We start from the raw sequence: 17,451 nt of genomic DNA on the forward strand, positions 1-17,451 counted from the left end.
CAGGGATCCGGTGGCTGAGCCCCGGTGGCCGGTGAAAATCCGGTCGCCAGGGCCGGCAAACTAGTGAGTGCAAACTCCAGACTTTCTAGAGACGAGTAGGGATCACAGTGGCTGCCGCCGACAACGCGCTCGCCAAGGTTCGCAACATCGGGATCATGGCGCACATCGACGCCGGTAAGACGACGACCACCGAGCGGATCCTGTTCTACACCGGCATCACGTACAAGATCGGTGAGGTCCACGAGGGCGCTGCCGTCATGGACTGGATGGAGCAGGAGCAGGAGCGCGGGATCACGATCACGTCCGCCGCCACCAAGTGCGAGTGGGCTGGTCACACGATCCAGATCATCGACACCCCGGGTCACGTCGACTTCACGGTCGAGGTCGAGCGGTCCCTGCGGGTGCTCGACGGCGCGGTCGCGGTGTACGACGGCGTCGCCGGCGTGGAGCCGCAGACGGAGAACGTCTGGCGTCAGGCCGACAAGTACCACGTGCCCCGCATGTGCTTCGTCAACAAGCTCGACCGCACCGGCGCGAACTTCGACCGCTGCGTCGAGATGATGGTGGACCGGCTCAACGCCACTCCGCTCGTTCTCCAGATCCCGATCGGGCTCGAGGGCGACCACATCGGCGTCGTGGACGTCATCGGCATGCGTGCCCTGACCTGGCGTGGCGAGACCACCAAGGGTGAGGACTACGCGGTCGAGGAGATCCCGGCCGACCTGGTCGACGCCGCCGGCCAGGCTCGCGAGACTCTGCTCGAGACCCTCGCGGACGTGGACGACGCCTTCGCCGAGCTGTTCCTCAGCGGGGACGAGATCTCGAACGACGAGATCAAGGCCGCGATCCGTCGCGCCACCCTCGCCTCGAAGGCCAACCCGGTGCTGTGCGGTTCGGCGTTCAAGAACAAGGGCATCCAGCCGATGCTCGACGCCGTCATCGACTACCTGCCGTCGCCGCTGGACGTTCCGGCGTACGAGGGCACCGCGCTCAACGGCGAGACCGTCGTCGTTCGTCACCCGGACCCGAAGGAGCCCTTCTCGGGCCTCGCCTTCAAGATCCAGACGGACAAGCACCTCGGCAAGCTGACCTACGTCCGGGTCTACTCGGGCACGCTCGAGTCGGGCACCCAGGTCAGCAACTCGACCAAGGAGCGCAAGGAGCGGATCGGCAAGATCTACCAGATGCACGCCAACAAGCGCGAGGAGCGCTCGTCGGCGTCGGCTGGTGACATCATCGCGGTGCAGGGTCTGAAGCAGACCACCACCGGTGACACGCTGTGTGACCCGGCGAACCCGGTGATCCTCGAGTCGATGACGTTCCCGGCCCCGGTCATCTCGGTGGCGATCGAGCCGAAGTCGAAGGCCGACCAGGAGAAGCTGGGCACCGCGATCCAGCGTCTCGCTGAGGAGGACCCGACCTTCCAGGTCAAGACCGACGAGGACACCGGCCAGACCGTCATCTCCGGTATGGGCGAGCTGCACCTCGACATCCTGGTCGACCGGATGCGTCGCGAGTTCAGCGTCGAGGCCAACATCGGCAAGCCGCAGGTGGCCTACCGCGAGACGATCAAGGGCACGGTCGACAAGCTCGACTACGTGCACAAGAAGCAGACCGGTGGCTCCGGCCAGTACGCCAAGGTCATCGTCAAGGTCGAGCCGCTGGAGATGACTCCGGACGGCCCGACGTACGAGTTCGTGAACGCCGTCTCCGGCGGTCGTATCCCGAAGGAGTACATCCCCTCGGTCGACGCCGGTGCGCAGGACTCCCTGCAGTACGGTGTCCTCGCCGGGTACCCGCTGGTGGGCGTGAAGTTCACGCTCCTCGACGGTGCGTACCACGAGGTCGACTCGTCCGAGATGGCATTCAAGATCGCCGGCTCGATCGTGATGAAGGAGGCCGCCCGCAAGGCGAACCCCACCATCCTCGAGCCGATGATGGCAGTCGAGGTCGTCACCCCCGAGGACAACATGGGTGACGTCATCGGCGACCTCAACTCCCGGCGTGGCATCATCCAGGCGATGGAGGAGCGCTCCGGCGCCCGAGTCGTCCGGGCCCTGGTGCCGCTGTCGGAGATGTTCGGCTACGTCGGCGACCTGCGGTCGAAGACCCAGGGCCGGGCGAGCTATTCGATGCAGTTCGACTCCTACGCTGAGGTTCCGGCCAACGTGGCGAAGGAGATCATCGCGAAGGCCACCGGCGAGTAGTTCGCCGGTAGTCACGCCCGGGCAGCATCACCGGGCCGGTCCGACTAGGGCCAGACCCAGATCGACGTAACCAACGGTCCACAGGAGGACACAGTGGCGAAGGCGAAGTTCGAGCGGACTAAGCCGCACGTCAACATCGGCACCATCGGTCACATTGACCACGGTAAGACGACGCTGACTGCGGCCATCACGAAGGTCCTGCACGACAAGTACCCGGACCTCAACCCGTACACGCCGTTCGACGAGATCGACAAGGCGCCCGAGGAGAAGGCTCGTGGTATCACGATCTCCATCGCGCACGTCGAGTACCAGACCGAGTCGCGGCACTACGCCCACGTTGACTGCCCGGGTCACGCGGACTACATCAAGAACATGATCACCGGTGCCGCTCAGATGGACGGCGCGATCCTCGTGGTCGCGGCGACCGACGGCCCGATGCCGCAGACCAAGGAGCACGTGCTCCTGGCCCGCCAGGTCGGCGTTCCCTACATCGTCGTGGCGCTCAACAAGAGCGACGCGGTCGAGGACGAGGAGCTCCTCGAGCTCGTCGAGATGGAGGTCCGGGAGCTGCTCTCGACCTACGAGTTCGACGGCGACAACTTGCCGGTCGTTCAGGTCTCGGCGCTCAAGGCCCTCGAGGGTGACCCGAAGTGGTCGGGCAAGCTGCTCGAGCTCATGGACGCGGTGGACAGCTTCATCCCGCAGCCCGAGCGCGAGGTTGACAAGCCGTTCCTCATGCCGGTCGAGGACGTGTTCACGATCACCGGTCGTGGCACCGTCGCCACCGGTCGTATCGAGCGCGGCATCGTCAAGGTGAACGAGCAGGTCGACATCATCGGCATCAAGCCGGGCAAGCAGACCACCACGGTCACCGGTGTCGAGATGTTCCGCAAGCTGCTCGACGAGGGCCAGGCCGGTGAGAACGTCGGTCTGCTGCTCCGCGGCATCAAGCGCGAGGACATCGAGCGCGGCCAGTGCATCATCAAGCCGGGCACGACCACCCCGCACACCGACTTCGAGGCGAACGTCTACATCCTCTCGAAGGAAGAGGGCGGCCGTCACACGCCGTTCTTCAACAACTACCGTCCGCAGTTCTACTTCCGGACGACTGACGTCACCGGCGTCGTCACGCTGCCCGAGGGCACCGAGATGGTCATGCCCGGCGACAACACCGAGATGACTGTGGCGCTGATCCAGCCCATCGCGATGGAGGACGGTCTCCGTTTCGCCATCCGCGAGGGCTCCCGCACCGTGGGTGCGGGGCGCGTCACTAAGATTCTTAAGTAACCCGATTTCACTTTGCCGTACCTCGTACGGCATAATGAATAGGTTGTGCGTTGCGGGGCGGCCCAGGCTGCCCGGTCTCCGGAGTCATCCAGGCCGCCCCGTCTCGCGGTGTTCGACCCCGCTCGAACACCCCGACCCCGTCGTCGCACCGGGGCCCGCTGTCCGTCCTCAGGGACGGAGTATGGCCCTAGAGCGCGACACGCCCGAGCGCGGGGGTCGGAAGCAATCGAGGCGAAACTGGCCTCGGCCAGCAGCGGCACGAGAGAAGGAAACAGAAGCCACCATGGCGGGACAGAAGATCCGCATCCGGCTCAAGGCCTACGACCACGAGGTCGTGGACTCTTCGGCTCGGAAGATCGTCGAGACCGTGACGCGTACCGGCGCTCAGGTCGCAGGCCCGGTGCCGCTGCCGACGGAGATCAACCGCTACTGCGTCATCCGCTCGCCGCACAAGTACAAGGACTCGCGCGAGCACTTCGAGATGCGCACGCACAAGCGTCTGATCGACATCATCGACCCGACCCCGAAGACGGTTGACTCGCTCATGCGACTCGACCTTCCGGCTGGTGTCGACATCGAGATCAAGCTGTAGGGACCGGACAATGGACAGGCAAGTCAAGGGCATCCTGGGCGCCAAGCTCGGCATGACCCAGGTCTGGGACAACAACAAGGTTGTCCCGGTGACTGTGGTGCAGGCCGGCCCCTGTGTGGTCAGCCAGGTTCGCAGCACCGACAAGGACGGCTACGCCGCTGTTCAGCTGGCGTACGGGTCGATCGACCCGCGCAAGGTGAACAAGCCGCTGGCCGGTCACTACGAGAAGGCCGGGGTCGCTCCGCGCCGTCACGTCGTCGAGATTCGGACGCCGGACGCCGACGCGTACGCCCTGGGCCAGGAGATCACCGCGGAAGCGTTCCCCGTCGGTGTGACCGTGGATGTCACGGGCCGCACCAAGGGTAAGGGCTACGCCGGTGTCATGAAGCGGCACGGCTTCCACGGTCTGAAGGCGTCGCACGGTGTGCAGCGCAAGCACCGTTCGCCGGGTTCCATCGGCGCCTGTGCGACCCCGGGTCGCGTCTTCAGGGGTACGCGGATGGCCGGTCGGATGGGTGGCGTTCGCTTCACCGTCCAGAACCTGTCGGTGCACGCGGTTGACGTCGAGAACAACCTGATCCTGGTCAAGGGCGCTGTCCCGGGGCCGAAGGGCGCGGTTGTGCTCATCCGTACCGCTGCGAAGACCAACCTGAAGAAGGGCGGTGTGAAGTAATGACCACCGTTGACGTCCGTGACGCCGAGGGCGCCACGACCGGTTCGGTCGAGCTCCCCGCCGCGATCTTCGACGTGCAGTCGAACATCCCGCTGATGCACCAGGTCGTTGTCGCTCAGCTTGCTGCCGCCCGTCAGGGCACGCACAAGGTGAAGACCCGCGCTGAGGTCTCCGGCGGCGGCAAGAAGCCGTACAAGCAGAAGGGGACCGGTCGCGCCCGTCAGGGCTCGACCCGTTCGCCGCAGTTCGCTGGTGGTGGCGTCTCGCACGGGCCCGTCCCGCGGGACTACTCGCAGCGGACCCCCAAGAAGATGAAGGCCGCCGCCCTGCGTGGCGCTCTCTCCGACCGGGCCCGCAACGGCCAGGTGTTCGTGGTCGAGTCGTTCGTGTCCGGCGAGAAGCCGTCCACGAAGACCGCCCTCGCCGCGCTCAACAAGATCTCGGACGCCACCCGCGCCCTGGTCGTGCTGAGCCGCGTGGAGGAGACCTCCTGGCTGAGCCTGCGTAACGTGCCCACGGTGCACCTGCTCGCCGTCGACCAACTCAACACGTACGACGTGCTGGTCAACGACGACGTGGTCTTCACCGTCGAGGCTCTGAACGAGTTCCTGGGTAACAAGCAGGAGCAGGAGGAGAGCAAGTGAGCGGCGTGAGCTTCGGGGATCCCCGAGACGTCATCCTGCAGCCGGTCGTCTCCGAGAAGAGCTACGGCCTGCTGGACCAGAACAAGTACACGTTCCTGGTTCACCCGGACGCCAACAAGACGCACATCAAGATCGCTATCCAGCAGATCTTCAGCGTCAAGGTGGAGTCGGTGAACACGCTCAACCGCGAGGGTAAGCGCAAGCGCACCAAGTTCGGCTGGGGCAAGCGCAAGGACACCAAGCGCGCGATCGTGACGTTGGCCCCGGGTGACCGGATTGAGGCCTTCGGCGGCCCGGTCAGCTGACGAGGAGTAGGTAAATGGGCATCCGCAAGTACAAGCCGACGACCCCGGGTCGCCGTGGTTCCAGCGTTGCTGACTTCGCTGAGATCACGCGTAGCACGCCCGAGAAGTCGCTGCTGCGCCCGCTGCACTCCAAGGGCGGCCGGAACGCGCAGGGTCGGATCACGACTCGCCACCAGGGTGGCGGTCACAAGCGTCAGTACCGCCTGATCGACTTCAAGCGGGCGGACAAGGACGGCGTGCCGGCCAAGGTCGCGCACATCGAGTACGACCCGAACCGTACGGCTCGGATCGCGCTCCTGCACTTCGCTGACGGCGAGAAGCGGTACATCATCGCGCCGAAGGACCTGAAGCAGGGCGACCGGATCGAGGCCGGCGTTGGTGCCGACATCAAGCCGGGCAACAACCTGCCGCTGCGCAACATCCCGACCGGTACGACGATCCACGCTGTGGAGCTTCGTCCGGGCGGCGGGGCCAAGATGGCCCGCTCCGCGGGTGTTGGCATCCAGCTCCTGGGCAAGGAGGGTACGTACGCGACCCTCCGTCTGCCCTCGGGCGAGATGCGGCGGGTGGACATCCGCTGCCGCGCCACCATCGGTGAGATCGGCAACGCAGAGCAGTCCAACATCAACTGGGGTAAGGCCGGCCGTATGCGGTGGAAGGGCAAGCGCCCGACCGTCCGTGGTGTCGCGATGAACCCGGTTGACCACCCGCACGGTGGTGGTGAGGGTAAGACCTCCGGTGGTCGCCACCCGGTCAACCCGAACGGCAAGCCCGAGGGGCGTACGCGCCGCAAGGGCAAGGCCAGCGACAAGCTCATCGTCCGCCGTCGCTACGCGACCCGCAAGCGCGGTTAGTCCGGGAGTAACGAGAGATGCCTCGCAGTCTCAAGAAGGGCCCCTTCGTGGACGACCACCTTCAGAAGAAGGTGGATGTCCAGAACGAAAAGGGCACCAAGAACGTCATCAAGACCTGGTCGCGGCGCTCGACCATCACCCCGGACTTCCTGGGGCACACGATCGCCGTGCACGACGGGCGCAAGCACGTGCCCGTCTTCATCTCGGAGGCGATGGTCGGGCACAAGCTCGGCGAGTTCGCTCTGACCCGCACGTTCAAGGGTCACGAGAAGGACGACCGCAAGAGCCGTCGGCGCTAACCGGCCGGGAATCGACGAGTAGGGGTTTACAGCGATGCCAGTTAAGGGCGACGCTCCAGCGCTTCCGGGCGCGAGGGCGGTTGCGCGCCACGTGCGCGTCTCGGCGAGTAAGGCACGCCGGGTGATCAACCTGGTCCGTGGCCTGCCCGCCAACAGGGCGCTCACGGTTCTCAAGTTTGCGCCGCAGGCAGCCAGCGAGCCGATCTACAAGGTGCTCGCAAGTGCGATCGCCAACGCCGAGAACAACGAGCGGCTCGACCCCGACTCGCTGCTCGTGGCCGAGGCTTTCGTCGATGAGGGTCCGACGCTGAAGCGGTTCCGGCCGCGGGCTCAGGGTCGGGCGTACCGGATCCGCAAGCGCACGTGCCACATCACGATCGTGGTGGAAAGCGTGCAGGCTGCGGCTCCGCGTACCGTCAAGAAGGCCGCGAAGGCTGCCGAGGCCGCTCCGGCGGTTGAGGCCGAGAAGGAGAGCGCCGAGTAATGGGTCAGAAAGTTCACCCGCACGGGTTCCGACTCGGCATCAGCACCGAGTACAAGTCCCGGTGGTACGCGGACAAGCTGTACAAGGACTACGTCGGCGAGGATGTCAAGATCCGTCGCATGATGTCCAAGGGGCTTGAGCGCGCGGGTATCTCGAAGGTCGACATCGAGCGCACCCGGGACCGGGTCCGCATCGACATCCACACCGCCCGGCCGGGCATTGTCATCGGCCGGAAGGGTGCGGAGGCGGACAAGATCCGTACCGCTCTCGAGAAGCTCACGGGCAAGCAGATCCAGCTGAACATCCTCGAGGTCAAGAACCCCGAGTCGGATGCGCAGCTGGTCGCCCAGGGCGTGGCGGAGCAGCTGTCCAGCCGGGTTTCGTTCCGGCGGGCGATGCGTAAGTCGATGCAGTCGGCGATGAAGAACCCGCTCGTCAAGGGCATCCGGGTTCAGGTCTCCGGCCGTCTCGGCGGCGCCGAGATGAGCCGCACGGAGTTCTACCGTGAGGGTCGCGTTCCGCTGCACACGCTGCGTGCGGGCATCGACTACGGCTTCTTCGAGGCCCGGACCACCTTCGGTCGGATCGGCGTGAAGGTCTGGATCTACAAGGGCGACGCCGTCCCCGGTCGTGACGCGCTCGAGCAGCAGGCGGCCGCTGGCCGTCCGCGCCGCGAGCCGCGCGCCGGTGCCGCCGACCGTCCGCGTCGCAGTGGTCGCTCGGGTGCGACCGGTACGACCGGGCACAGCACTGAGGCTGGACGTGCGGCTGCGGCCGAGTTCGGCGGTACCAAGAACACCGACGCCGCTGCTGCTGTTGAGGCCGCTCCGGTGACTGAAAACGGGCAGGAGGGCTGACCTGACATGTTGATGCCACGTAAGCCCCCGAAGGGCTTCCGTAAGCCGCACAACCCCAAGCGGTCGGGTGCGGCCAAGGGCGGCACCAGGGTTGTCTTCGGTGAGTTCGGCATCCAGGCTCTGGAGCCGGCGTACGTGACGAACCGGCAGATCGAGTCGGCACGTATCGCGATGACCCGTCACATCAAGCGTGGCGGTAAGGTCTGGATCACGATCTTCCCGGACCAGTCCATCACGAAGAAGCCCGCCGAGACCCGCATGGGTTCCGGTAAGGGTTCCCCCGAGTGGTGGGTCGCGAACGTCAAGCCGGGTCGGATCCTGTTCGAGATGGCGTTCCCGAACGAGGTGATCGCGCGTGAAGCAATGCGACGCGCGATCCACAAGCTGCCGATGAAGTGCCGCATTGTTAAGCGCGAAGTGGGTGAGGCGTGATGGCAGCGGTTACTCCGGCTGCTGAGGTTCGGGAGATCTCCGACGAGGAGCTCAAGACCCGACTCTCGGAAGCCAAGGCGGAGCTGTTCAACCTTCGGGTGCAGGCGGCGACGGGGCAGCTGGACAACAACCGGCGGCTCCAGACGGTCCGGCGTGAGGTTGCCCGGATCTACACGATCATGCGCGAGCGCGAGCTTGGTCTGAGCGCCGCGCCTACTGAGGTGGCGTCATGAGCGAGACCGTGAACGAAACCGCTGAGACCGAGGAGCGCAGCCGTCGTAAGACGCGCGAGGGCCTGGTCGTCAGCGACAAGATGGACAAGACCGTCGTCGTGGCTGTCGAGGACCGGGTCAAGCACCCGCTCTACGGCAAGGTTCTGCGGCGGACTCGTAAGCTCAAGGCGCACGACGAGCAGAACGCCTGCGGCATCGGCGACCGCGTTGTCCTCATGGAGACGCGTCCGCTGTCGGCCACCAAGCGTTGGCGGATCGTGGAGATCCTCGAGAAGGCCAAGTAAGTAACCGGCTAGTTCCGCCAGGCTCTGCTGCTGTGGGCGGTAGAGAACCGGCGAGACAACAGGAGTTGACGTGATCCAGCAGGAGTCGCGACTGCGCGTCGCCGACAACACAGGTGCCAAGGAAATCCTTTGCATCCGTGTTCTCGGTGGCTCCGGTCGGCGCTACGCGAGCATTGGCGACGTCATCGTGGCCACGGTCAAGGACGCGATCCCCGCGGCCGGTGTGAAGAAGGGCGACGTCGTCAAGGCTGTCGTTGTTCGCACCGCCAAGGAGAAGCGGCGGCCGGACGGCTCGTACATTCGCTTCGACGAGAACGCCGCCGTCATCATCAAGGATGGCGGCGACCCCCGCGGTACCCGTATCTTCGGCCCGGTTGGGCGCGAGCTGCGGGACAAGCGGTTCATGAAGATCATCTCCCTCGCACCGGAGGTGTTGTAGACCGTGAAGATCAAAAAGGGCGACACGGTCGTCATCATCGCCGGTAAGGACAAGGGCGCCAAGGGCAAGGTCATCGCGGCCTACCCGACGCTCGACAAGGTCCTCGTCGAGGGTGTCAACCGGGTCAAGAAGCACACCAGCATCCGCACCACCCAGCGTGGCGCGAAGACCGGTGGCATCATCACCCAGGAGGCCCCGATCCACGTGAGCAACGTGGCCGTGGTCGACAGCGACGGCAAGCCGACCCGCGTCGGGGCTCGCATCGACGAGTCCGGCGCGAAGGTTCGCGTCGCGCGCAGCAACGGTAAGGACCTGTGATGACGACGGTTGAGAAGGTGGCCCCGCGCCTCAAGACGCGGTACCGCGACGAGGTCAAGGGCGAGCTGCAGAAGCAGTTCGAGTACAAGAACTCGATGCTGGTTCCCGGCCTGGTCAAGATCGTCGTGAACATGGGTGTCGGTGAGGCTGCTCGCGACGCCAAGCTGATCGACGGCGCTGTCCGTGACCTGACCACGATCACAGGCCAGAAGCCGCTGATCCGCAAGGCGACCAAGTCGATCGCGCAGTTCAAGCTCCGCGAGGGCATGCCGATCGGCGCCAAGGTCACCCTGCGGGGCGACCGGATGTGGGAGTTCCTGGACCGGCTGCTGTCGATCTCGCTGCCCCGCATCCGCGACTTCCGCGGCCTGGACGGGCGCAAGCTCGACGGTAACGGGAACTACACGTTCGGCCTGACCGAGCAGTCGACGTTCCACGAGATCGACCAGGACAAGATCGACCGCGTCCGCGGTATGGACATCACCGTGGTCACGACCGCGAAGACCGACGACGAGGGCCGGGCGCTGCTGAAGCTCCTGGGCTTCCCGTTCAAGGAGAACTGATGGCTAAGAAGGCGCTGATTCTCAAGGCGGCCGCGAAGCCGAAGTTCGCGGTCCGTGCGTACACCCGCTGCCAGCGTTGCGGTCGCCCGAAGGCTGTGTACCGCAAGTTCGGCCTCTGCCGGATCTGCATCCGGGAGATGGCCCACCGCGGCGAGCTCCCCGGCGTGACCAAGGCCTCCTGGTAACCGAACTACTTAGCCACCGCGCTTCGCCGTAGGCCCTAGCAGTACCGGGAACCGCGGCGAGAAAGGCTGATTTAAACCGATGACGATGACCGACCCGATCGCAGACATGCTCACGCGTCTGCGCAACGCCAATCAGGCGTACCACGACCAGGTGAAGATGCCCTACTCGAAGATCAAGGCGAACATCGCCGAGGTACTCAAGGCCGAGGGCTACATCACCGGCTGGACCGTCGAGGAGCCCGCTGAGGGCGCCGTTGGCAGGACTCTCCACGTGGAGCTCAAGTTCGGCCAGAACCGGGAGCGGAGCCTCGCCGGCATCCGCCGCGTGTCCAAGCCCGGTCTCCGGGTGTACGCCAAGTCCCCCGAGCTTCCTCGGGTGCTCGGCGGCCTGGGCGTTGCGATCATCTCGACGTCACAGGGGCTGCTCACCGACCGGCAGGCCCGCAAGCGAGGGGTAGGCGGGGAAGTCCTCGCCTACGTCTGGTAAGGGGCAGATACATGTCGCGTATTGGGCGTAAGCCGATTGATGTCCCCTCCGGGGTGGACATCACCATTGACGGCCAGACCGTCAAGGTGAAGGGCCCCAAGGGGTCGCTGGAGCACACCCTCGCCGAGCCGATCACGGCTGAGCGCGAGGAGAACGGCCAGATCGCTGTTATCCGGCCGAACGACGAGCGCAAGGCCAAGGAGCTGCACGGGCTGTCCCGTACGCTCGTGGCCAACATGATCGTCGGCGTGACCTCCGGCTACAAGAAGGTTCTGGAGATCCAGGGCACCGGTTACCGCGTGACCGCCAAGGGCTCGGACCTGGAGTTCGCTCTGGGCTTCTCCCACCCGGTCGTCGTTCCCGCCCCGGCGGGTATCACCTTCGCTGTCGAGAAGCCGACCATCTTCTCGATCGAGGGTATCGACAAGCAGCAGGTGGGCGAGGTCGCCGCGAACATCCGCAAGATCCGTCCGCCGGAGCCGTACAAGGGCAAGGGTGTGCGGTACCAGGGCGAGAACGTCCGCCGCAAGGCTGGAAAGGCAGGCAAGAAGTGACCGCCACGCTGCTCAAGCGCCGCAACGGTGGGGGCATCTCCGCCAGCCGTCGGGTCGCGCGTGCGCGCCGGCACTTCCGCGTGCGCAAGAACGTCAACGGCACCGCCGAGCGTCCGCGCCTGGTGGTCACCCGTTCGCTGCGGCACATGGTCGCTCAGATCGTGGACGACACCAAGGGCATCACCCTGGCGTCGGCGTCCACGCTCGAGGCGTCCTTCCGCGGGGCCGAGGGCGACAAGCGCGCTCTCGCCACCAAGGTCGGTGCACTGGTAGCGGAGCGCGCCAAGGCCGCCGGGATCAGCGCTGTGGTCTTCGACCGCGGTGGCGACCGGTACACGGGGCGCATCGCCGCCCTGGCCGACGCGGCCCGCGAAGCCGGACTTGAGTTCTAGAAACCGTCACGAGAGGAGAGTCTGATGCCAGGAGCACAGCGCCGTGGCGGTGGGTCCGGTACCGCTGGCACGAGTAACGAGGGTGGTGGCCAGGGCAACCGTCGCGACAACCGTCGCGAGGGCGGTCGGGGCCAGGCCCAGGAGAAGACGCCGCACCTCGAGCGCGTGGTTGCTATCAACCGCGTGGCCAAGGTGGTCAAGGGTGGTCGTCGGTTCAGCTTCACCGCGCTCGTCGTGGTCGGGGATGGCGACGGCACCGTAGGTGTCGGATACGGCAAGGCCAAGGAGGTGCCCGCGGCGATCGCCAAGGGTGTCGAGGAGGCCAAGAAGCACTTCTTCAAGGTGCCGCGGATCGGTTCGACGATCCCGCACCCGGTGCTCGGTGAGGACGCGGCGGGCAAGGTCCTGCTGAAGCCCGCCAGCGCTGGTACCGGTGTTATCGCCGGTGGTCCGGTGCGCGCCGTGCTGGAGTGCGTCGGTATCCACGACGTGCTCTCCAAGAGCCAGGGTTCGTCGAACGCGATCAACATCGTGCACGCGACGGTCGCTGCTCTGAAGTCGTTGGAATCGCCGGAAGCCGTGGCCGCGCGCCGTGGTCTCCCGGTCGAGGATGTCGCACCGGCCGCCATGCTGCGGGCTCGTGCGGCGGCTGCGGGGGCATGACATGGCACGCCTGAAGGTCACCCAGCTCCGGTCCGGTATCGGCGGCAAGCAGAACCAGCGGGACACGCTGCGGACGCTTGGTCTGAAGCGGATCAACGATGAGGTGGTCAAAGAGGACCGTCCCGAGATTCGGGGCATGATCAAGACCGTGATTCACCTCGTCAAGGTCGAGGAGGTCGAGTAGCGATGACGATCAAGGTTCACCACCTGCGCCCGGCTCCCGGTGCGAAGACGGACAAGACCCGCGTTGGTCGCGGTGAGGGCTCGAAGGGCAAGACCGCCGGTCGTGGCACGAAGGGCACCAAGGCCCGTCGTTCCGTGCACCAGTGGTTCGAGGGTGGGCAGATGCCCATCCACATGCGCCTGCCGAAGCTCAAGGGTTTCAAGAACAAGTTCAAGGTGGAGTTCCAGGTCGTGAACCTGGAGCGTCTGGCTGAGCTGTTCCCGAACGGCGGCACCATCGGCGTTCTCGAGCTGGTCCAGGCCGGCGCGGTCCGCAAGGGGCAGCTCGTCAAGGTTCTCGGTTCCGGGGACCTGGGCGGCGTGAAGCTCGACATCTCGGCCAACGCGTTCAGCGCGTCGGCCAAGGAGAAGATCGAGGCTGCCGGCGGCTCGGTTACCGAGCTGTAACGAGTTGGCGATGGACCCTGTCCAGCGGCCGTCCTCCCCAGCACAATGGGGAGCGGCCTCCGGGACAGGGTCCATGCTCGTTCGGGGTGTTTTCGACTGCCCCGGATGAAATAGTCCGGCCGGCCCTCCTGACCGGAGGGGGCATGTGCTGTTAGAGTCCGGTCGCATATAGGCTTCACCCCCCCATGCGGTGGGCCCGCCGGGCCCAACACCGCTCACCGGCAATCGGCCGCCCCCCGTGGCCGCTCGCGCAGGAGGATCTGTTGCTCTCCGCATTTTTCAGTGCGTTTCGCACGCCTGACCTGCGCAAGAAGCTGTTGTTCACGCTGTTCATCGTCGCCATCTACCGGTTGGGCGCCACGATCCCCAGCCCCGGTGTGAACTACGGCAACGTCCAGCGGTGCATCGAGCGGATGAACACGGGTGACACCAACGAGGTGTTCACCCTGCTCAACCTGTTCTCCGGCGGGGCGCTCCTGCAGCTGACGGTGTTCGCGCTGGGCATCATGCCCTACATCACGGCGAGCATCATCCTCCAGCTGCTCACCGTGGTCATCCCGCGGCTCGAGCAGCTGAAGAAGGAGGGGCAGTCGGGGCAGGCCAAGATCACGCAGTACACGCGGTATCTGACGCTGGGTCTCGCGGTCCTGCAGGCCTCCGGGTTCGTGGCTCTGGCCAAGTCGGGCCAGCTCTTCCAGAACCGGTGCAGCACGGGTGACACCGAGCCGATCCCGGTCAGCACGATCATGCCGAACTGGCTCACACTGACGTGCCTGGTCATCACGATGACCGCGGGAACCGGTGTGATCATGTGGCTCGGCGAGATGGTCACGGACAAGGGCGTCGGCAACGGCATGTCCGTCCTGATCTTCACCTCGATCGCTGCGCGGCTCCCCGCTGAGGGCCTGCAGGTCTGGTCGCAGAACAAGTGGAACTTCGTCATCATCGTCGCGATCGGCCTGATCGTCATCGCGCTGGTCATCTTCATCGAGCAGGCGCAGCGCCGGGTCCCGGTGCAGTACGCGAAGCGGATGGTCGGCCGCCGGATGTACGGGGGCACGTCCACCTATATTCCGCTGAAGGTCAACCAGGCCGGCGTCATCCCGGTCATCTTCGCCTCGTCGCTGCTGTACCTGCCGACGCTCGGCCTCCAGCTGATGGACCAGAACAACCTGCCGGCGTGGGGCAAGTTCATCAACAAGTGGATCATCCCGCAGGAGAGCTGGGTGCACATCACCCTGTACTTCGCGATGATCCTGTTCTTCACCTACTTCTACGTCGCCATCACGTTCAACCCGACCGAGGTCGCGGACAACATGAAGAAGTACGGCGGCTTCATTCCGGGTATCCGCCCGGGCAAGCCGACCGCCGAGTACCTTGACTTCATCCTGAGCCGCATCACGCTGCCGGGTGCGATCTACCTCGGCATCATCGCCGTCCTGCCGAACCTGTTCATGGGTCTGGCCGGTGGCAACAAGCAGAACTTCCCGTTCGGTGGTACGGCAGTGCTGATCATCGTCGGCGTGGGCCTGGAGACGGTCAAGCAGATCGAGAGCCAGCTCATGCAGCGCAACTACGAAGGGTTCCTGAGGTAGTGGCGCGGGTTGGCAGGCGCAGTGAGGTGGTATCCGCGTGAGGCTCGTTCTGGTAGGACCACCCGGGGCCGGTAAGGGCACCCAGGCGCAGTTCATCGCGTCGCACCTCGCGGTACCGGGGATCTCCACCGGCGACATCTTCCGGGCCAACGTGACCCAGAAGACTCCGCTCGGGCTCGAGGCGAAGCGGTACATGGACGCTGGCGACCTGGTCCCGGACGAGGTCACCATCAACATGGTCCGCGACCGGCTGGCCGAGTCGGACGCCGTCGACGGGTTCCTGCTCGACGGCTTCCCTCGCACCGTGCCGCAGGCCGTAGCGCTGGACAAGCTGCTCGTCGACCTGGGCTTCACGCTGGACCTGGTGCTGGAGCTCGTCGTGGACGACGACGAGGTGATCCGTCGGCTGTCCGGCCGGCGGATGTGCCGCAGCTGCGGTCGGATCTGGCACGTCGAGTTCGAGCCGACGGTCAAACCGGGCGTGTGCGACAACTGCCAGGGCGAGCTGTTCCAGCGCGACGACGACAATCCGACGACGATCGCCAACCGGTTGCGGGAGTACGCGGAGAAGACCGCGCCACTGGTCGACTTCTACGGCGCCCAGGGCAAGCTGGTGGGCATCGACGCGACCGGACCGGTCGAGGACATCACGAACCGGGCGATCGACGCGCTCCGGTCCTACGGGGGCTGACCAGCCTCCGCCAAGTAGCGGGGATTCGAACTTGTACGGCGACGATATCCAGATCAAGTCCGTCGAGCAGTTGCACAAGATGCGGGCGGCTGGCCTGATCGTTGCGGACACGCTCGCGAAGCTGCGGGCGGCGGTGCGCCCGGGGATCTCGACCGGCGAGCTCGACGCCATGGCGGAGGAGCACATCCGGTCGGTGGGCGCGGTCCCGTCGTTCAAGGGGTACCACGGCTTCCCGGCCACGATCTGCGCCTCCGTGAACGAGCAGGTCGTGCACGGCATTCCGTCGACGAAGCAGGTCCTCCGCGAGGGGGACCTGGTGTCGATCGACTGCGGGGCGATCCTCGACGGCTGGCACGGCGACTCGGCGATCACGGTCCCGGTCGGCGAGGTCCGCCCGGAGTTGCTCACGATGATCGAGGCCGCCGAGTCGGGCATGTGGGCCGGCATCGCCGCCGCCCAGGCCGGCGCCAGGCTGTCGGACATCGGGCACGCGGTGGAGACCGGCGTCCGCAAGGTCGGCCGGTACGGCACGGTGCGCGGCTACGGCGGCCACGGCATCGGCACCGAGATGCACCAGGACCCGCACGTGCACAACTACGGCCGTCCGGGCCGCGGTCCGGTGCTCACGGCGGGCATGGCGCTGGCCATCGAGCCGATGATCACCGAGGGTTCCGCGAAGGTGGTCGAGCTGAACGACGGTTGGACCGTCGTCACCAAGGACGCCTCGATGGCGGTGCATGTGGAGCACTCGATCGCGATCTTCGACGATGGGGTGTGGGTGTTGACGGCGCATGACGGCGGGGTGGGCAAGCTCCCGGCCGAGGCGCTGAGCGCCGCCGCTACCAGCGCCTGAGCCGCTGGTCGGGGACTCTGGCCTGTCGGCCGGCGGTGGACCCGCCGGAAGGTGGTCGGACCCGGCGTGACGCCGCACCGGCCGAGGACCCTCATGGGTCCGGGTCAGCTGTTCCTCGGAACTGGTCGCCGCTCCCCCGGAAGAGTCCGCCGGCGCGCGGACGGGTCCGGACCTTCTCGCCGAGGTGCCGCCTGGCGGGGAGCAGTGGCGCGGCGTAACCAGATAATGTTCTTGAATGTCCGCTGAGGGCACCCGTGCGCCGGCCTCAGGGGGACACAGAAGGGCCCCGGGGCCCTGACGGGACTCCAGGGCACGGTCCGGGCGGATCAGTCGCGACGCTCCCGGCGGTGCTCGTCGCGGAGGGCCCGGCGCTGTTCGCGCTCGCTGCGCTCCCGCTCCTCGTGGTCACTGCCCTTGATCAGCTTGGCGACGACCGCCGCGCCCATCGGGATGATCACCCAGATCGGCCAGAAGTAGGACGGGTGGCCGCTCGAGATGCTCGTCGCGGCCCAGATCCCGGTCGTGATCATCGAGGTGCTGGCCCAGCCGGCGATCGCGTTCCTGGCGAAACCCGATTTTCTGGGTACGACCGGGGCGCCCAGCGGCACCGGCGCACCCGGCTGCGGAACGGCCAGCTGTGCCTGGGCCACCGGCACCGGTCCGGGCAGGTCCGCGGTGATCGGGGCGAGCTCCGCGTAGGTCTTCGCCGCGTAGACGGCCTGGAGGCGCTCGTCGAACTCGGAGAGGTCGAGCCGCCCCTCGTTGAGGGCGGTGCGAAGTTTCTCGGCGACCCGCTCGCGGTCCGCGTCGGCGGCGCGCAGCTCCGGCTGCTCCAACGTGTGCTCCTTCGTGACTTCCGCCGGCCGCCGGGGTCGATCCGGACGGTGGGCGCGGGAACGCGACAGGCGCCCCCACACAGGATGCACCGTG

At 66.3% G+C, this 17,451-nt stretch carries 27 protein-coding genes; 26 read left to right on the plus strand and 1 reads right to left on the minus strand.

All coding sequences use genetic code 11. The features are described from left to right. Positions 1–101: 101 nt before the first annotated feature. From fusA to map, 26 genes are all read left to right on the plus strand, one after another. The gene (gene fusA / locus IW245_RS30970; RefSeq protein ID WP_443673927.1) at positions 102–2,207 is read left to right on the plus strand and encodes an elongation factor G; all 2,106 of its coding nucleotides are present in this window, start codon (positions 102–104) and stop codon (positions 2,205–2,207) included. A gap of 93 nt (positions 2,208–2,300) precedes the next feature. Beyond that, positions 2,301–3,494 (plus strand): elongation factor Tu, encoded by a 1,194-nt coding sequence (gene tuf, locus IW245_RS30975; protein ID WP_197006658.1) that lies wholly within the window; start codon positions 2,301–2,303, stop codon positions 3,492–3,494. Positions 3,495–3,777: 283 nt separating this feature from the next. After that, complete coding sequence (rpsJ, locus tag IW245_RS30980; protein ID WP_018347762.1) at positions 3,778–4,086, plus strand: 30S ribosomal protein S10; 309 nt, start codon at positions 3,778–3,780, stop codon at positions 4,084–4,086. A 10-nt stretch (positions 4,087–4,096) separates the two neighbouring features. Beyond that, the gene (gene rplC, locus IW245_RS30985) at positions 4,097–4,759 is read left to right on the plus strand and encodes a 50S ribosomal protein L3 (RefSeq protein ID WP_197008772.1); all 663 of its coding nucleotides are present in this window, start codon (positions 4,097–4,099) and stop codon (positions 4,757–4,759) included. After that, positions 4,759–5,403, plus strand: coding sequence for a 50S ribosomal protein L4 (gene rplD, locus IW245_RS30990; RefSeq protein WP_197006659.1), 645 nt, complete (start codon positions 4,759–4,761; stop codon positions 5,401–5,403). The genes rplC and rplD overlap by 1 nt, the downstream gene beginning before the upstream one ends. Beyond that, a complete protein-coding gene (gene rplW / locus IW245_RS30995) occupies positions 5,400–5,708 on the plus strand; it encodes a 50S ribosomal protein L23 (RefSeq protein WP_197006660.1) in 309 nt (102 codons plus the stop codon). Before rplD ends, rplW begins: the two co-directional genes overlap by 4 nt. A 14-nt stretch (positions 5,709–5,722) precedes the next feature. Then, positions 5,723–6,562 carry a 50S ribosomal protein L2 gene (rplB, locus tag IW245_RS31000; RefSeq protein WP_197006661.1) on the plus strand — a complete coding sequence of 280 codons (840 nt, stop codon included), beginning with the start codon at positions 5,723–5,725 and terminating at the stop codon, positions 6,560–6,562. 17 nt (positions 6,563–6,579) lie between these two features. Next, complete coding sequence (gene rpsS / locus IW245_RS31005) at positions 6,580–6,861, plus strand: 30S ribosomal protein S19 (RefSeq protein WP_018347767.1); 282 nt, start codon at positions 6,580–6,582, stop codon at positions 6,859–6,861. Positions 6,862–6,895: 34 nt separating this feature from the next. Next, positions 6,896–7,345 carry a 50S ribosomal protein L22 gene (gene rplV, locus IW245_RS31010; protein ID WP_197006662.1) on the plus strand — a complete coding sequence of 150 codons (450 nt, stop codon included), beginning with the start codon at positions 6,896–6,898 and terminating at the stop codon, positions 7,343–7,345. After that, entirely contained in the window at positions 7,345–8,202 is an 858-nt protein-coding gene (rpsC, locus tag IW245_RS31015) for a 30S ribosomal protein S3 (protein WP_197006663.1), read from the plus strand. The genes rplV and rpsC overlap by 1 nt, the downstream gene beginning before the upstream one ends. A 6-nt stretch (positions 8,203–8,208) precedes the next feature. Continuing rightward, the gene (rplP, locus tag IW245_RS31020) at positions 8,209–8,634 is read left to right on the plus strand and encodes a 50S ribosomal protein L16 (RefSeq protein ID WP_197006664.1); all 426 of its coding nucleotides are present in this window, start codon (positions 8,209–8,211) and stop codon (positions 8,632–8,634) included. After that, positions 8,634–8,867: a 50S ribosomal protein L29 gene (gene rpmC / locus IW245_RS31025; protein ID WP_197006665.1), complete on the plus strand. Its 234-nt coding sequence runs from the start codon at positions 8,634–8,636 to the stop codon at positions 8,865–8,867. The genes rplP and rpmC overlap by 1 nt, the downstream gene beginning before the upstream one ends. Next, a complete protein-coding gene (gene rpsQ / locus IW245_RS31030; protein WP_197006666.1) occupies positions 8,864–9,151 on the plus strand; it encodes a 30S ribosomal protein S17 in 288 nt (95 codons plus the stop codon). Before rpmC ends, rpsQ begins: the two co-directional genes overlap by 4 nt. Positions 9,152–9,221: 70 nt before the next feature. Next, positions 9,222–9,590, plus strand: coding sequence for a 50S ribosomal protein L14 (rplN, locus tag IW245_RS31035; protein ID WP_197006667.1), 369 nt, complete (start codon positions 9,222–9,224; stop codon positions 9,588–9,590). 3 nt (positions 9,591–9,593) lie between these two features. Then, complete coding sequence (rplX, locus tag IW245_RS31040) at positions 9,594–9,908, plus strand: 50S ribosomal protein L24 (RefSeq protein WP_197006668.1); 315 nt, start codon at positions 9,594–9,596, stop codon at positions 9,906–9,908. Continuing rightward, positions 9,908–10,471, plus strand: coding sequence for a 50S ribosomal protein L5 (gene rplE / locus IW245_RS31045; RefSeq protein ID WP_197006669.1), 564 nt, complete (start codon positions 9,908–9,910; stop codon positions 10,469–10,471). Before rplX ends, rplE begins: the two co-directional genes overlap by 1 nt. Then, a complete protein-coding gene (locus IW245_RS31050; protein ID WP_197006670.1) occupies positions 10,471–10,656 on the plus strand; it encodes a type Z 30S ribosomal protein S14 in 186 nt (61 codons plus the stop codon). Before rplE ends, IW245_RS31050 begins: the two co-directional genes overlap by 1 nt. 79 nt (positions 10,657–10,735) lie before the next feature. Further along, positions 10,736–11,143, plus strand: a complete 408-nt coding sequence (gene rpsH, locus IW245_RS31055) for a 30S ribosomal protein S8 (protein WP_197006671.1) — start codon at positions 10,736–10,738, stop codon at positions 11,141–11,143. 11 nt (positions 11,144–11,154) lie between these two features. Next, entirely contained in the window at positions 11,155–11,697 is a 543-nt protein-coding gene (gene rplF / locus IW245_RS31060; RefSeq protein WP_197006672.1) for a 50S ribosomal protein L6, read from the plus strand. Then, positions 11,694–12,089, plus strand: coding sequence for a 50S ribosomal protein L18 (rplR, locus tag IW245_RS31065; protein ID WP_443673919.1), 396 nt, complete (start codon positions 11,694–11,696; stop codon positions 12,087–12,089). Before rplF ends, rplR begins: the two co-directional genes overlap by 4 nt. A 24-nt stretch (positions 12,090–12,113) precedes the next feature. Continuing rightward, the gene (rpsE, locus tag IW245_RS31070) at positions 12,114–12,752 is read left to right on the plus strand and encodes a 30S ribosomal protein S5 (RefSeq protein WP_197006673.1); all 639 of its coding nucleotides are present in this window, start codon (positions 12,114–12,116) and stop codon (positions 12,750–12,752) included. Between the two features lies 1 nt (position 12,753). After that, complete coding sequence (gene rpmD / locus IW245_RS31075) at positions 12,754–12,936, plus strand: 50S ribosomal protein L30 (protein ID WP_197006674.1); 183 nt, start codon at positions 12,754–12,756, stop codon at positions 12,934–12,936. A gap of 2 nt (positions 12,937–12,938) precedes the next feature. Beyond that, entirely contained in the window at positions 12,939–13,382 is a 444-nt protein-coding gene (gene rplO / locus IW245_RS31080; protein ID WP_197006675.1) for a 50S ribosomal protein L15, read from the plus strand. Positions 13,383–13,645: 263 nt separating this feature from the next. Beyond that, a complete protein-coding gene (gene secY, locus IW245_RS31085; protein ID WP_197006676.1) occupies positions 13,646–14,977 on the plus strand; it encodes a preprotein translocase subunit SecY in 1,332 nt (443 codons plus the stop codon). A 37-nt stretch (positions 14,978–15,014) separates the two neighbouring features. Next, positions 15,015–15,668 carry an adenylate kinase gene (locus IW245_RS31090; protein ID WP_197006677.1) on the plus strand — a complete coding sequence of 218 codons (654 nt, stop codon included), beginning with the start codon at positions 15,015–15,017 and terminating at the stop codon, positions 15,666–15,668. Between the two features lie 31 nt (positions 15,669–15,699). After that, the gene (gene map, locus IW245_RS31095; RefSeq protein ID WP_197006678.1) at positions 15,700–16,521 is read left to right on the plus strand and encodes a type I methionyl aminopeptidase; all 822 of its coding nucleotides are present in this window, start codon (positions 15,700–15,702) and stop codon (positions 16,519–16,521) included. Positions 16,522–16,847: 326 nt separating this feature from the next. On the opposite strand, the gene IW245_RS31100 is transcribed toward map, so the two are convergent. After that, positions 16,848–17,357, minus strand: coding sequence for a DUF1707 SHOCT-like domain-containing protein (locus IW245_RS31100; RefSeq protein WP_231398993.1), 510 nt, complete (start codon positions 17,355–17,357; stop codon positions 16,848–16,850). Positions 17,358–17,451: the final 94 nt, after the last annotated feature.

This window comes from Longispora fulva, assembly GCF_015751905.1.
Taxonomy (GTDB): domain Bacteria; phylum Actinomycetota; class Actinomycetes; order Mycobacteriales; family Micromonosporaceae; genus Longispora; species Longispora fulva.

What these genes read in the sequence shown, in the direction of transcription:
- IW245_RS31050 (WP_197006670.1), top strand. Translation starts at nt 10,471, where the DNA reads ATGGCTAAGAAGGCGCTGATTCTCAAGGCGGCCGCGAAGCCGAAGTTC.
- rpsS (WP_018347767.1), top strand. Translation starts at nt 6,580, where the DNA reads ATGCCTCGCAGTCTCAAGAAGGGCCCCTTCGTGGACGACCACCTTCAG.
- rplP (WP_197006664.1), top strand. Translation starts at nt 8,209, where the DNA reads ATGTTGATGCCACGTAAGCCCCCGAAGGGCTTCCGTAAGCCGCACAAC.
- rpmD (WP_197006674.1), top strand. Translation starts at nt 12,754, where the DNA reads ATGGCACGCCTGAAGGTCACCCAGCTCCGGTCCGGTATCGGCGGCAAG.
- rpsC (WP_197006663.1), top strand. Translation starts at nt 7,345, where the DNA reads ATGGGTCAGAAAGTTCACCCGCACGGGTTCCGACTCGGCATCAGCACC.
- rplE (WP_197006669.1), top strand. Translation starts at nt 9,908, where the DNA reads ATGACGACGGTTGAGAAGGTGGCCCCGCGCCTCAAGACGCGGTACCGC.
- rplO (WP_197006675.1), top strand. Translation starts at nt 12,939, where the DNA reads ATGACGATCAAGGTTCACCACCTGCGCCCGGCTCCCGGTGCGAAGACG.
- rplB (WP_197006661.1), top strand. Translation starts at nt 5,723, where the DNA reads ATGGGCATCCGCAAGTACAAGCCGACGACCCCGGGTCGCCGTGGTTCC.
- rplD (WP_197006659.1), top strand. Translation starts at nt 4,759, where the DNA reads ATGACCACCGTTGACGTCCGTGACGCCGAGGGCGCCACGACCGGTTCG.
- rpsH (WP_197006671.1), top strand. Translation starts at nt 10,736, where the DNA reads ATGACGATGACCGACCCGATCGCAGACATGCTCACGCGTCTGCGCAAC.
- rpsJ (WP_018347762.1), top strand. Translation starts at nt 3,778, where the DNA reads ATGGCGGGACAGAAGATCCGCATCCGGCTCAAGGCCTACGACCACGAG.
- rplF (WP_197006672.1), top strand. Translation starts at nt 11,155, where the DNA reads ATGTCGCGTATTGGGCGTAAGCCGATTGATGTCCCCTCCGGGGTGGAC.
- rplC (WP_197008772.1), top strand. Translation starts at nt 4,097, where the DNA reads ATGGACAGGCAAGTCAAGGGCATCCTGGGCGCCAAGCTCGGCATGACC.
- rpsQ (WP_197006666.1), top strand. Translation starts at nt 8,864, where the DNA reads ATGAGCGAGACCGTGAACGAAACCGCTGAGACCGAGGAGCGCAGCCGT.
- rpsE (WP_197006673.1), top strand. Translation starts at nt 12,114, where the DNA reads ATGCCAGGAGCACAGCGCCGTGGCGGTGGGTCCGGTACCGCTGGCACG.
- rpmC (WP_197006665.1), top strand. Translation starts at nt 8,634, where the DNA reads ATGGCAGCGGTTACTCCGGCTGCTGAGGTTCGGGAGATCTCCGACGAG.
- rplV (WP_197006662.1), top strand. Translation starts at nt 6,896, where the DNA reads ATGCCAGTTAAGGGCGACGCTCCAGCGCTTCCGGGCGCGAGGGCGGTT.